A 13,686-nucleotide genomic window follows, 5' to 3' on the forward strand; every position below is an offset into this window, starting at 1 on the left:
AAGCACTAAAGAAATGGAGCGGATAAAATGGTTCAATCACTGAATACACAAGTAGATTTCATAACGGATGCCACTGCATTTACTGGCCTCACGGACTATGGAAAAATTATGATCGGCGACAAAGGTTTTGAATTTTACAATTCTCGTGATAGCCGTAAATTTATTCAAATTCCATGGGAAGAAGTGGATTATGTGATCGCATCGGTTATGTTTAAAGGCAAATGGATCCCACGATATGCTATCCAAACGAAAAAAAATGGCACCTATACGTTTTCTTCAAAACAGCCTAAAAAAGTGCTTAGAGAAATGCAAGATTATGTCGCACCAGATCATATGGTACAATCTTTAGGTTTTTTTGATGTAATCAAACGGGCGTTTCAATCATTAGGAAAGAAAAAAACTAAGCCATAAAATAAAAAGTTAACTCACTTGTGGAAGTGAGTTAACTTTTTATTTTTTCTCTTAGAATCCCAAGAACATTAGCAAGAATAATGACTACCCAAAGCACGATTTGTAAGCCAGATGAAGCTATAACTGGATTGATCAAATTGATCAACACAGCCCCTTCTAATACAGCGAAAAAGGTTGTGATATAAATTCCGGCAGCATTGTTCATTTTGAAGCGGAATTGTAGCACCAATAGACTGATTGAAAGGATGAACAGAAATGCTGCAAACGCCTGATGTGAAAATAATAAATAGCCAACGAGCCCATTCATCTGTCTATCGATAATAGGTAGTAGAATACTACCCATCCAAAACAGCAAAGCAAGAAAAGCGAATAAATAGCATTTTTTTCTATCACTTGCAAAAGTGGAATATTTAATCGAAAAAAGACCTAAGATAGCGGTGACCATTAACAGAATTACAGGAAAAAGCGTATTGAACCAATTAATAGCAACAACAGGCTGTAATAGTAGGTCAAAGAGATTGTATTGTAAAAGAATCAAGAAGAAAATAAAGAAAAGTTTGCTCCAATATTTCTCGGAGTCACTAGGTAGTTCAGTAAGGATTGCATCACTGATTTCTTTTGGATTTTTCCCAAAAAATACTTGAGCAGATGTGCCTTTTTTTTGTGCGTCTAAGATATCTTGCAAAATTTCTAAGAGGATTTCTTCTGTTTGCTGTTCCTCTTTATTTAAATTAACTCGGATATAAACAAGGATATCTTCATAGTATTTTTTATTTTCTGGAGTTAGTTGTTTTCTTAGTTCATTGTTTTGTTTGATTAAATCGGTTGATTTCATTTTTAGCCCTCATTTTCTTTTTGCATAATAGTTTGCACACCAGTTGAGATCAATGACCACTGTTGTTCAAATTGTTTTAGATAGTCTGCCCCAGTAGCTGTTAGAGAATAATACTTTCGCTTAGGTCCTTCAGAAGAAGGGCGCATTTCTCCGATGATCAGCTGTTTTTTTTGGAGTTTAAGCAAGATAGGATAGATGCTGCCTTCACTGACCATATTTAAACCATATTCAGATAATAAAGTAATCATTTCATAGCCATAGACTGTTTTTTTTTGAATGATTTTTAAAATACATCCTTCGAGTAATCCTTTTAACATCTGAGTAGTATCCAAACGATCTCCTCCTTTTGAATAGAGTCTGGGACATAACTCTACGAGTTACCTCTCAGACTCAAAGAATCCGTATAAACGGTGGGAGCAGAAGCAATCACTACGCTTCGATCACATCAAATTCTAAATGCTAAAGCACTAAGATTTGAAGGCTTCGGAAATAAGCTGAAATTCACAAAAATTTGAAGAGCAATTTTCGTGAATTCCTTCTTATTTCTCGGGATTAAACACTCCTGTCCCAACCTCATTAATACGCTATGTTGTAAAACAATATAGCGTATTATAAACTAAATTTTTTCTTACGTTTAATATAAGAAATTAATTTAATAAAAATTTATGAAAACATATATTTTTGTTATTTTTCAGACCTTTTGTTTTGACCCAACCTTTTTTTAGGAGTACCATAAAACTGTAGAAAGAATTAAGAAGGAGCGAGACACTATGAATGAAACAAGCAAGAAGGGTATTGACTGGGGTTCTTTGATTTTAGGGATTCTATTTGTTTTAACAGCATTACTATCTTTCCAAGACCCAGCAGGAAACTTAATTGCAATTGTGATGGTTTTTGCAGTATTTGCAATTGTGAAAGGGATTTTTGAAATATTAGTACGAAATAGAATGAAGGAATTAACAGGATATAAAGCCTATGCGCCAATTATTTTAGGTATCATCGATATTATTATAGGGATATATTTCCTATTTAACTTAAATATCGGTGTTGCAGCATTACCCTTTATTTTTGCGGTTTGGTTTATCCTAGACTCTGTTTTTGGACTTTTCGCTTTGGACTTAGCGAAATCAGTTAGTACTGGCTACTTCTGGTTTACATTAGTCGTTGATGTTTTGGGGATTATTTTAGGGATCATGTTATTAATGAATCCTTTATCTTCAGCATTAACATTGAGTTTTCTAGTTGGATTTTATTTTATGCTTTTTGGTATCACGCAAATTGTTTACGCATTTAGATAAGACGAGGAGGAACAAATAATGACAAATTATGCAGAAAAAGAAGTAAAATTAGTAGAAAAAATCGGTAAAGAAATGGATAAGTTAGACGTGACTCTTGGAAAAATGGAAGATACAGATAGCAAAATCAAACATTTTTATGAACAAGAAAAAGCATTACATGAAATAAAATCAATTATCCGTAAAGAAAACAAGATCGAAAAAGAAGAGCAAAAAGCTCTTGATAAAGCAGTAGAAAATGCTGAAAACTGGATCGATGATCAAGATTCATTGGTTTATCAAATCAATGCTGAAATTGATAAATTAGACGCAACTTTAGGTAAAATCGATAGTGATGAAAGCAAAGTGAAAAGCTACTTGGAACAAAAGAAAGCCATTCATGAAATCAAAAAAATCATTAAAAAAACAGATGAATTAGGTTGATCGGTAGTATTTAACTGAATAGGAGTAAAAAGTAGGAGATGATCTGGTAAGGATTGTCCCCTACTTTTTTGTAGTATAAAATACGTTATAATAGAAAAAAATATAAGGGAATGACACTATGAACTATCATCGTTTCAAACAACCAAAAGCTTATTGTCCAAAATGTTCTAGAAAAGTAGATTTACTTTGTTCAGAAGAATCGTCAGACATGCCGCAGTTTTATATTTGCTTTAAATGTAAAATGGTTGGGCAATTTAGTGTAGGCGAATTACCAACAAATAAATTTTCTGTCTTCTCTACCGAAAGAAAAAAAGAAATCCAAGAAATGATTGAAGATATTCCTGATAAATATATTTATAAAGCCAAAGGCAGTCAATTACGTTTAGAAGAAAAATCCGATATCTATACAAGGCGTTGGTTAAGTCTTTATGAATATGAAAAAGCATTTGGTGAAGCTTTAGGATATGAAACGATTGATTTTAGAGAAGATACTCATTTGTGTAAATGGTGCAATCAACCGTTAGAAGGTCGCAGAAGATCATTTTGTTCTGATCGCTGCAGCCGTAGTTATGGGAAAGCAACCTTTTTCAAGCGGGGGATCTCAACTTTACCGTATAGAATTGCTAGTAGAGATCAGTTTTACTGTAGAGTAACGGGGGCAGATTTAGCCATTACGAATCGAATGGGTGTCAGAATTCCAGCAAGCAATCAGCAAATGGAAATCCATCATTTAATCTTCGTAGCACAAGGCGGCAGCGATCATGAAAGCAATCTGATAACAGTTTCTAAACAAGTTCATAAAGATTATCATAAAGGTGTTTCTTATGCTGTTCAAGCAATTGAAAAAATCAAAAATCAACAAATGTTGTCTTACCGAGATAAGATGTACTCAATCGAAACCAAATAAGACGAGATTCACAAAATCAAGTTAAATTCTCAAAAAATTAGACTAATTCTAAGATTTTTGAGATAAAATGACCTTCTTACTATAGTAAAATGAAATAGATGTAAAATAAATGTTAGAGGGAGAATACATGAAAAAGTTAGGATTAGTATTTTTGTCAGCGGTTGCTATCATTTCATTAGCGGCGTGTGGGGGAACTGGGTCTGCTAAAAAAGATGGAGACGACAGTAAGACAGAAAAGAAAGCATCAAAATCTAAAATTGCTTCTATTTCAATCGATGAAGGCGAATATGTCGTGCCAAAAGAAGAGGAAGCAGAAGATGGGGAAGGTTTTCTTGCGTTAAAAGTAACGATCAAAAATGAAACAGATAAAAGTTTAGACATGAGCGCAACGGATATTATGCTTTATGACGAAGACGATAGCAAGATCGAAGCATTGAGTCTTTATCTAGATGAAAGTAAAACACCACTTCTTGCTTATGAAAAAATTTCTGGTAAGAAAAGCAAGACAGGTTATATTGTATTTCCTGTAGAAAAAGAAGCAAAATACAAACTACATTTTGAACCTAGAATTTATGAAATCGAGAAAGAATCAAAACCAATTATTCTTGATGTTGATGCCTCTGAATACAAAGATCATAGTGAAGATGCTAAGAAAGCTGCAACAGCTTTTGTTGATGAAGTCTTTTTAGCAACTGAAAACAAGGACTATAACGAACTTGTTGCCAATGATCGTGATGCAGCAGTCAAAACCTTTGATGAAAACTTCAACAAAGCAATCAAGAAAAAATTCTACGATTATAAAGTAACAGACGAAGAAGGCTTAGCGTTAGCTAAAGTCTTTAGAGAAGACAATGCCAAAGTCGCTACTGTTGAATACGAAGTTGCTTCGTACTTCCCTGATGCAGCTGAAGTAACAGTAAACATGGAAGGCTTATCATTCAATGAAATGAAGGATGATATGGAGGCTGTGAATAAAGAGTACTACGATGCGCATGTAGATCAAGACTACGATGAAAGAAGTAAAGCGGCTCAAAAAGCTGAGCTTGATAAACTTCCTGAAATCTTCAAAAATACAAAGCCGGTCAGCATTGATGATTATAGCGATGGATTTAAAGTAATCATGAAGAAAAAAGACGACAAATGGGAGATTCAGACAAAAGGTACACTGAACTACTTCGATAGTTTTGAACAAGCTTTCCGTGGCGATATTAGTAAATAAATAGAAAAACCGATTTAGTTCCACTGGGAACTAAATCGGTTTTATTTATTTATCATAAACCTAAAAAGCTGAGTTGTTGATGACGTTTAATAGTACCTACGATGATTTGACGGACCTGAAATCATACGAACTAACCAAACTGCAATTGCGACAGGAATCATAATCTTAATCGCAAGCCATAGTAGACCGCCTAAAAGGCCAAGTACAATGCTTAAAATAATACTCCCTACGAAAAATAACCCAATTACTATTAATATATTCATGACCATTGATTGTTGTCTCATTGTTAAAACCTCCATTTTTTTCTCTCGTTGTCTATGAATAAAGTATAGCAAGAATTTTTGCTCAAGAAATCCACCTTTAGGCTGATTTTCTCTCCATCTTTAGGCGGGCAGAATTATTGCATTTACTTAAAAAGGACGTAAAATGAAAATGGGGAGATGAAGGACATGTCAAAATCAAGACTAGAAGCGTTTACGGATGCCGTTATCGCGATCGTGATGACGATTTTAGTGTTAGAATTACATCAACCGACAACAGATACCTTAGCTGGTTTAGTCGGAATAGAAAAAAAGTTGTTTATCTACATTGTCAGCTTCGTGATGCTGGCAATCTATTGGAATAACCATCATCATATGTTTCAGCTTGTAAAAAAAATCGATGGACGCGTTCTTTGGGCAAACAATTTTTTTATTTTTACTTTAACACTAGTTCCATTTGCTACTGCTTGGGCAGGGGATTTTATCGATAGTCTAGTGCCGCAAATAACATACGGACTGATGGTTCTTTTAGCGAATATTTCCTATTTGGTATTAACGAGAGAGCTAATACGAATAAATGGGAGTGACTCAACATTAGGTGAATTGTTCCAACGCTATAATAAATCCTATATAACAATTTTTCTAAATGTCTTAGGGTTACTCTTAGGTTGGCTGATCCATCCTTATTTTGTATTGATTGTAAATATTGGCATTTTGATCATGTGGATCATTCCTGATCGGCGAATTGAAAAACAATATAAAAAGTAATATTGTTAAAATATTTTTAATTAAAAAAGGTGAGATAAAACTATTTTTAAGTTTTGTCTTATTTTTTTATTTTAAAATGTACATATAAATAGAAAATCATTGTGTTATTCTCATTTATTTCGAATATTAAGACATTTTATGAAAACAAATTCGGTTGATTTTAGGGTAAAATTAGAAATGATTGTTTAAAAAAGAACGTAATAAACATAGAATTATAAAAAGGATGTAGAGGGGATTGACACATTAGTAGTTTCTGCGTTACTGATGGTATTCAAATCCGAATAAACTGGTACTGTGGAAATCATTTTGACAATAAATGACCTATTCAATCTGATCTGCTTTTATGTAAAGTGGATGGTTTTGATTGTCAAAGTGAAACATAGACTCCAGCCTCTTTGATTATGAAAAGGGTATTTTTAAATAAAAAGGCAAGTTACAAGTAAAAAAGGGGCCGGTTAGTACATATGGAAAAGTTGAATCTTACAAAAAATACAACAGGAAATAAGAAGGTTTTTTTACGAAAAGAAATAGAAGCCAATCGTTTAGGGGAAGAGCTTTATGCAGATGATGTACTGAGTCAGTATTCTGTTTACCTACTAAGAAAATTTGAAGTATCGACAGATTACGAACAACCAGAGCAATTTGAAGCATTATTAGAGGATTTACCAGAACAGTTTAATCACGAGTTTGAAGATTGTGTTGCAAAAAATCTTTATGTAAGAGTGACGCAAAAGGCTGTCTATGTTACGTTATTACTTGCATTAGCACATCCACTCAGCAAACTGCAAATCAGTGATTTACGTACGTGGATCAGTAGTTTAGAAGTGCCAGAGTTACCTTTAAAGCATCGCTCTGCTTTTTCGGAAGAAGTGCCGATTGAAATGGTCAAAGGATTGCAGGAAACGAATAGTGAAGTCTTACTTTTAACCGAGATGATGAATCAATTTAGTGAGAATTTGAATGATATTTACAAAGAAATCCAGACGGTTAAAGATAAGAGAACACCACCAGTGGTCAAAGTAGTGCAAAGCAAAGTCGCAGCCAAAGAAGCTTTGGAAACAGCCAATGCGAAACAATTAAAAATAGTCGATGAAAAAATTGGACAATTAGCAGAAGAATTTTCGACATTTAGAGCGGCTGTCACTGAAAAGCTGAGATCAATACCAAAATCTAAGACACCACCGAAATTTAAGATTACCTTTGGTCCAGGAGAAGAAGCTGGTCCAACGGTAGAAACACGCTTAGAAGAAGCAATACAAACAATTGAACTGTTAACACAAAGAATAAACAGTTCAGATCAGAAAGTCACAGAACTAAATCAAATCATTGAAAAAAACAAACAAGAAAAAGGTCCTAGGCTAAATTTTTCTATCGCTAAAAAAGCCAGTGATGAGCAGATTAAATTAGTAGATAAAGTAGAAAAAACAGGCGAAAAAGTCACCACTATTGCGCAGCAGCTACAACAAATCAATGATAAATTGAACACGGTGGAGTCAAGCGTTTTAGAGGTCAAGCCAGATGCTGAGGCTTTAGCAAGGATAGAACAAGATCATGGTCAATTACAAGAAACAGCATCCGAAACAATAAAACTAAACCAAGTGATTGATCAGCTAACAAAGAAACTACAGACAGTAGAGACAGAATTGACAACAGTAAAAACAGAAAAGAAAAAAGTTCCTACAGTAAAACTGACAAAAAGTGATTCAGCGAAAAAATTAGCTGAACAACACCAAAAAGATCAGGAGCAATTAAAATCAAATGCGACAGAAATTAAAAAATTAACTCAAACAGTTGGGAAAGTCGATGTCCAATTGATCAAAGCGCATCAAAAAATTGCTGAATTAGAACAAAAAATGCGCCGAACAGCACAAGCGGTAGAGGTACCAGTAGCTAAAAAAGAACCCATTGTAGCCGTTCAAGAGGCTTCTGTACCAAGTTCAGACAAGACAATGATTGGACCACCAGCACCGCCAGTAAAACCTGTGGCGACATCGCCAAAACCTATTGCACAAACAAATAGAAGTTTTCCATCAAAAGAGACTTTCTTACAAGCGAATAGACCAGTGAAACCTGTTGAAGATGTGGTAGAAGAGCGACCGACGGTTACCTTGGCGATTGAAGAAATGCTTGATCGTGTGTCAGAAAAGCATCCCCAAGCAACAGAAACGAAAAGTCCATGGACATTGGAAGAAGGCTATCACAATAGCAATCCTTCTCAAGAGGCGCAAGGGTCGTCTTTACGTCGCTTGAAAAAATTAGAGTGGGATATCCATTCATTTTTCCAACAGGGACGAGGAATGGGACATAAAGGCATGCTACCAAAAGCTGATTTTTATGCGAATATCCGAAAAATCGAAGTTTTACCTTATTTATGGGCGTCTGTATATGAACGAGAAAAGAAAGATATCCTATTAGGAAATGAGTTAAGCAGCCAACAGCTGATTGAGGATTTGAATGAATTTCTAGAAGAGATCGAGGTCTTATCTAAGAAACGAAAAGTTATGGGCAAGTGGATCTATTGTCCAAAAGATGTTGAGCAAAAAATGGAAGGCTACAAACTTTTTAGTGAATATCTGGAAACGTACTTGGCGCGTCAAAATGGAGGACAATAAGTGATAAACCATGAACTGAGGATGACTCCTTTTTAGTCGTTCTCAGTTTTTCTTAATAAATTAAAGAAAGTCGGATTGTTTTTATGTAAATATAAGTATAAATTCATTTTTATGATAATAGTAAAACGTTTTCACCTATAATTAGTTTCCATAAGGAATAAAAAACATGATAAACTATTATTGTTAGTCTTTTATTATATTTAAGGTGATTATATTAGTAAAAAAGACAACATAAAAAAATAAAGGAGTTTACTATGGAAATTAAAGTAAGGGATTTAGTTATGCGCTATGGTCGTGCAGAAGTTTTGAACATTCGTTCATTGGACTTTGAAAAAGGCACATCCTATGGTTTAGTTGGTCACAATGGTGCGGGTAAAACAACATTATTCAAGTGTATGACCAACATCATCGCCAATTACCAAGGAGATATTTCAATCGACGGTATTACTGTGAAACAACATAATGAAGTGTTGTTAAATGTGGGAATCGTATTAGATGGGATGTCAGTCTATTCAAATCGTTCAGGTTGGTTCAATATCCAATATTTTTCTGGATTACGAGGTAATTTTGACGAAGAGAAAGCCAGAGATTTAGCCAGAGAATTAGATTTGTTCGCTGTGTTGGATCAAAAAGTAAAAAGCTATTCTTACGGTATGCAGAAAAAATTGATTTTATTGATTGCCTTGATGCATACGCCGGAAGTCTTGATTTTAGATGAACCGTTTCGTGGTTTAGATATCGATACCGTTAAATGGTTTAAACAATACTTGAAACACTTGACGGAACAAGGGTTAACTTTGGTGATTTCCAGTCATGTCCAAAATGATTTAGAAGCATTATGCGATATCGTCTATGTGATCGATCGTGGTCGAATTTCAGAAACCATTGATCTTAATGCTGAAAAAGAAAAACAAATTCGTCGTATCGATACAACAAATAATGACCGTTTGAAAGAAATATTAGATGAAGTGAATTATTACTATCAAGTGGATGAAGAAGGCGGCGTGAAGTTGGATATCTCTGATGAGCGCTGGATTCTTGTGAAGCAATACTTGACGGCAGAATCGATTGAAATTTCCGAATTATCTAAAGTGAAAATTTTAGATGAGAAATTGAATTAGGAGGGGCGATAATGACTGGAAAACTGATTTTTAAAATGGAGTTATTTAAATTTTTACGAGATAAAAGCTTTTTGATTACTGCTGGAGTTATTGGCGTTTTAAATATTGTTTTAACACTCTTTTCATTGAGTATGGCATCGAGCTTCTCAGATACATATTATGAGTCAAGTTCAGCGGCGTCAATGGTAGGGACAATGGCATTTGTTAGTGTGATCGTAGTGTTTGGTAATATTATTTTTGCTTATGTTTACCCATTTCATATGATTTCGATGGATTATAAGAATAATGTGATGGCGATGATGGTAGCATCAGGTGTTAATCGCCGAAAATTATTCTTTGCTAAAGTGGGTGCCATTTTTATTTGTACGCTTGTATTGATGTTGATGATCACACTGATTCCTGCGATTTTATTTTTGATTAAGCTAACTCAACTGGATGGCTGGGATAGTTTTGTAGATGGGTTTAATTCTGTCTTTTACTATACAGACTTGAGCTTTGGGAAATTTATTTTTTCAGGTTTACTTGGCTATTTAAATATGTTGATGGTGATTGCCACTTCTTGTATCATCATGAAAGGCAAAAATCTTTCATTTCTACTATTTATCGGATTTAATATTCTAAGTAGTTTAGTGACTGGGATTTTAAATACGATTGCGTACTCATTTGATTTTAGTGCAACAGGAAGCTATATTTTCCAATTATTCCTGACAATTATTTCCATTGTTGTATTTGGCTATATTTCTTTAAGAACGTTAGAAAGACAAAATTTGTAAATATTATTTAAAGCTAAAGCTAGGCATGAAACTCTAGTTTTAGCTTTTTTTATTTGAGGATAGGATGATTGATTTTCTAAATGCAAATTAACTGGTACAATAAAAGGACTAAAGAAACTAAAGGTGCAGATAGATGACAGGATCATTGATCACAAAAAAGAAAATTGCGAAGGTCTTTAAACAACTTGTTGCGGATATCGGTTTTGAAAAAGTGACGATCGCAAAAATCATGAAGGAAAGTAATATGCGTCGCCAGACGTTTTATGATCATTTTCAAGATAAATATGATTTGGCGGACTGGATTTTCCGACAAGAGGCAATCGAGAAAATCGAAGATAATTTAGCTTACGAAGGTTGGCAGTTTATTGTAGAGAATTTATTTGTTTACTTTGAGGAAAATCAGGTTTTTTATCGCAGGATTCTGACTTTTGAAGGACAAAACTCCTTTCAAGAGTATTATACGCAACATTTAAAAGCCTTGATTCGCCAAGTTTTAGTCGTCAAAAAGGAAACAGATGAAGGGCTAGAGGAAGTAGATCGTTTATTTTTGGAAGAATTTTATGCGAATGCATTTGTGTCATTAACGACTAAATGGATTATTGAAGGTTGTAAGATTGATTCACATCGTTTTGCGAAACAAATGAAAACTGCTTTTTTAATAGGCTTTGAAGAAAGACAATGAATAACAGCATGTAAGTGGAATTATGCCGTTGCTCATTGTCTGTTTATCTCCAACCAAAGGCGTCAGTCGGAATACGTAAATAATCTAGCCATTTATCGTCTTTGATTGCTAATAAAGTTAAAGAAAGACCATTTGTATTATATGCAGTTAAGAAATTGCCCATTCGTTTATAGACTACCTGAATGTCTTCAATGTCCATTAATTGTTGAACATCATTCATAAAAACACCAAGTTCTAGTAAGGGAGTGCTGCCTAGTCCGTTCACTAATACAGCTACTTGGGTCAGGTCTTTTTTTGCGTATTGTTGTTTTAATTTATTGACCAACTCAATAGCGATTCGTTCAGATGATTGCATCGTTTCGATACGGTAACCAGGCTCTCCGTGAATCCCGATACCAAAATACATTTCATCTTCTGCTAACTCATATTGTTGAGGAATGACTCCAATAGGAGAGGCGGGTGAAAAAGCAACACCTAATGTTTTGATCAGCGGTATCAGCTTTTCCCCTAAGGATTGGAGTTCATCTAGAGATTTTCCTTGCGATGCAGCAGCGCCCAAAATCTTATGAACCAAAACAGTTCCAGCTACACCGCGACGTCTTTTTTTTAATGTACCACTTTCGATGGAACAATCATCATCTACTATTACATGAGCGATTGTTAGCCCTTTTGCTTTAGCTAGACGTTCAGCTTCTAGAAAACGTGCTAAATCCTTTTCAAAATTTTTGATGATCAGTAAAGTACCTTGCCCATTGTAGGTTTCTTCGATAGCTTGAAGAATTTCAGAGCTGGCAGGCGGCTCGAAAATAGTCCCCATTACCGCACAATCCAACATATTCTCACCGATGTAGCCAACGTGAGCAGGCTCATGTCCACAACCACCTCCGCTAATCAAAACGACTTTATTTTTAGAGATTGTTTTTTTAGTAACGATGCCAGTTTGTTTGTGCCAAGTTAATGTGTCGTTATATGTATAGGTAAGCCCAGCTAATACTTGCTGACGAATCTGTCCGCTGGAATTAATTAACTGTTTCATTGAGCCTCTACCCCTTTTCAATAATATCTGTTTTCATTATACGCTGTATTCTATTTGAAAACTACAATCTTTAGGTAGAATAAAATGAAAGCGGACACATTTTGTGGTTTGTCCGTTGCAACATTTTGCATATGCGAGTATTGTAAACGTATACAATAAGTAGAAGCGCAGCAGGCTCGTCTAACTCCGACAGAAAAACAGGAAAATATGAAGGTAGTGATTGTTGGCCACAATATATGATCATCTTTTTCTCGAGAGGCTAATTAAGACGAAATTGGTGTCACTAAAGCATAGGCATAATAGGAGGGAATACCATGAAAAAAATTATTAACCAAGCACAAAATGTCGTGCCAGAAATGGTCCAAGGCTTTATCCGAGCGCATCATGAAATGATCGAGCAAATTCCAGAAACATTTGTATTGAAGCAAAAAGAAATTGGTAAGCAAGTTGCGTTGATCAGCGGTGGTGGCAGTGGACATGAACCAGCTCATGCCGGATTTGTCGGATCAGGTATGCTGCAAGCCGCAGTTTGCGGTCAAGTTTTCACATCCCCAACACCAGACCAGATTCTTGAGGGAATCAAAGCGATTGATCAGGGTGAAGGTGTTGTAATGATCGTCAAAAACTATTCGGGCGATATCATGAATTTTGATATGGCTAAAGATTTAGCAGAAATGGAAGATATCAAAGTAGGCACAGTTGTCGTGGATGATGATATCGCAGTTGAAGATAGTACGTATACTCAAGGAAAACGTGGGGTAGCTGGAACTATTTTGGTTCATAAAATTCTAGGTGCGGCAGCACGCAAAGGCGCATCTGTAGATGAGTTAGTCGACTTAGGAGAACGTGTTATCAAGAATATTAAAACGATTGGTGTTGCTTTAACTGGTGCAACAGTACCTGAAGTTGGAAAACCTGGTTTTGTTTTAGGCGATGATGAGATTGAATTTGGGGTTGGAATTCACGGTGAGCCTGGTTATAAACGAGAAAAAATCAAACCTTCTAAGGCGATGGCGGAAGAATTGATTTCAAAATTAGCTGCAGCTTTCCAATGGAAAAAAGGGGAAAAGTTCGCCATTTTAGTGAACGGCTTAGGCGGAACACCATTGATGGAACAATACATTTTTTATAATGATGCGATGCGCTTATTAGACAATGAACGAATCAAAATTTCTTTTTCAAAGGTTGGGAATTATATGACCTCATTGGAAATGGCAGGGATTTCTATCACGTTATTAAAAATAGAAGCTGATTGGGTAGAAGCTCTGAATGAAGAGGTTGATACAGTAGCATGGTAATGATTTAGCGTTATTTTGTTAAAGCTTATTAGACGGTTCGCTGTAT

15 protein-coding genes are annotated in these 13,686 nt (G+C 35.1%); 11 read left to right on the plus strand and 4 right to left on the minus strand.

The features are described from left to right. Positions 1-27 precede the first annotated feature (27 nt). Entirely contained in the window at positions 28-411 is a 384-nt protein-coding gene (locus BCR24_RS04920; protein ID WP_069639457.1) for a DUF956 family protein, read from the plus strand. A 31-nt stretch (positions 412-442) separates the two neighbouring features. On the opposite strand, the gene BCR24_RS04925 is transcribed toward BCR24_RS04920, so the two are convergent. Together BCR24_RS04925 and BCR24_RS04930 are read right to left on the minus strand one after the other, a co-directional pair. Further along, positions 443-1,246, minus strand: a complete 804-nt coding sequence (locus tag BCR24_RS04925; RefSeq protein WP_069639458.1) for a hypothetical protein — start codon at positions 1,244-1,246, stop codon at positions 443-445. Positions 1,247-1,248: 2 nt separating this feature from the next. Continuing rightward, complete coding sequence (locus tag BCR24_RS04930; protein ID WP_083244320.1) at positions 1,249-1,578, minus strand: PadR family transcriptional regulator; 330 nt, start codon at positions 1,576-1,578, stop codon at positions 1,249-1,251. Between the two features lie 438 nt (positions 1,579-2,016). Here BCR24_RS04930 and BCR24_RS04935 point away from each other — a divergent pair, with 438 nt between their 5' ends. The 4 genes from BCR24_RS04935 to BCR24_RS04950 all read left to right on the plus strand — a co-directional run bounded on the left by BCR24_RS04935 (position 2,017) and on the right by BCR24_RS04950 (position 5,090). After that, positions 2,017-2,544, plus strand: coding sequence for an HdeD family acid-resistance protein (locus BCR24_RS04935; RefSeq protein WP_069639459.1), 528 nt, complete (start codon positions 2,017-2,019; stop codon positions 2,542-2,544). A gap of 18 nt (positions 2,545-2,562) precedes the next feature. Next, positions 2,563-2,964 carry a hypothetical protein gene (locus BCR24_RS04940; protein WP_069639460.1) on the plus strand — a complete coding sequence of 134 codons (402 nt, stop codon included), beginning with the start codon at positions 2,563-2,565 and terminating at the stop codon, positions 2,962-2,964. 118 nt (positions 2,965-3,082) lie between these two features. Then, positions 3,083-3,871 (plus strand): HNH endonuclease, encoded by a 789-nt coding sequence (locus BCR24_RS04945; protein ID WP_069639461.1) that lies wholly within the window; start codon positions 3,083-3,085, stop codon positions 3,869-3,871. 127 nt (positions 3,872-3,998) lie between these two features. Further along, on the plus strand, positions 3,999-5,090 hold the full coding sequence (locus BCR24_RS04950) for a DUF5105 domain-containing protein (RefSeq protein WP_069639462.1): 1,092 nt from the start codon (positions 3,999-4,001) through the stop codon (positions 5,088-5,090). Positions 5,091-5,176: 86 nt separating this feature from the next. Here the strand turns inward: BCR24_RS04950 and BCR24_RS04955 are convergent, their stop codons facing one another. Next, a complete protein-coding gene (locus BCR24_RS04955) occupies positions 5,177-5,374 on the minus strand; it encodes a hypothetical protein (RefSeq protein ID WP_083244322.1) in 198 nt (65 codons plus the stop codon). 165 nt (positions 5,375-5,539) lie between these two features. Here BCR24_RS04955 and BCR24_RS04960 point away from each other — a divergent pair, with 165 nt between their 5' ends. The 5 genes from BCR24_RS04960 (at position 5,540) to dhaS (ending at position 11,306) form a co-directional block, all read left to right on the plus strand. Then, entirely contained in the window at positions 5,540-6,118 is a 579-nt protein-coding gene (locus BCR24_RS04960; RefSeq protein ID WP_069639464.1) for a TMEM175 family protein, read from the plus strand. Positions 6,119-6,582: 464 nt separating this feature from the next. Continuing rightward, the gene (locus tag BCR24_RS04965) at positions 6,583-8,730 is read left to right on the plus strand and encodes a coiled-coil domain-containing protein (RefSeq protein WP_069639465.1); all 2,148 of its coding nucleotides are present in this window, start codon (positions 6,583-6,585) and stop codon (positions 8,728-8,730) included. A gap of 254 nt (positions 8,731-8,984) precedes the next feature. Beyond that, positions 8,985-9,851, plus strand: a complete 867-nt coding sequence (locus BCR24_RS04970; protein WP_069639466.1) for an ABC transporter ATP-binding protein — start codon at positions 8,985-8,987, stop codon at positions 9,849-9,851. An 11-nt stretch (positions 9,852-9,862) separates the two neighbouring features. Further along, entirely contained in the window at positions 9,863-10,624 is a 762-nt protein-coding gene (locus BCR24_RS04975; protein WP_069639467.1) for an ABC transporter permease, read from the plus strand. A 133-nt stretch (positions 10,625-10,757) separates the two neighbouring features. Continuing rightward, positions 10,758-11,306: a dihydroxyacetone kinase transcriptional activator DhaS gene (gene dhaS / locus BCR24_RS04980; RefSeq protein WP_069639468.1), complete on the plus strand. Its 549-nt coding sequence runs from the start codon at positions 10,758-10,760 to the stop codon at positions 11,304-11,306. A 43-nt stretch (positions 11,307-11,349) separates the two neighbouring features. Here the strand turns inward: dhaS and BCR24_RS04985 are convergent, their stop codons facing one another. After that, entirely contained in the window at positions 11,350-12,342 is a 993-nt protein-coding gene (locus BCR24_RS04985; RefSeq protein ID WP_069639469.1) for a dihydroxyacetone kinase subunit DhaK, read from the minus strand. 314 nt (positions 12,343-12,656) lie between these two features. Here BCR24_RS04985 and dhaK point away from each other — a divergent pair, with 314 nt between their 5' ends. Beyond that, entirely contained in the window at positions 12,657-13,640 is a 984-nt protein-coding gene (dhaK, locus tag BCR24_RS04990; RefSeq protein ID WP_069639470.1) for a dihydroxyacetone kinase subunit DhaK, read from the plus strand. Positions 13,641-13,686: the final 46 nt, after the last annotated feature.

It is taken from the genome of Enterococcus ureilyticus (assembly GCF_001730315.1).
Classification (GTDB): Bacteria; Bacillota; Bacilli; order Lactobacillales; family Enterococcaceae; genus Enterococcus_L; species Enterococcus_L ureilyticus.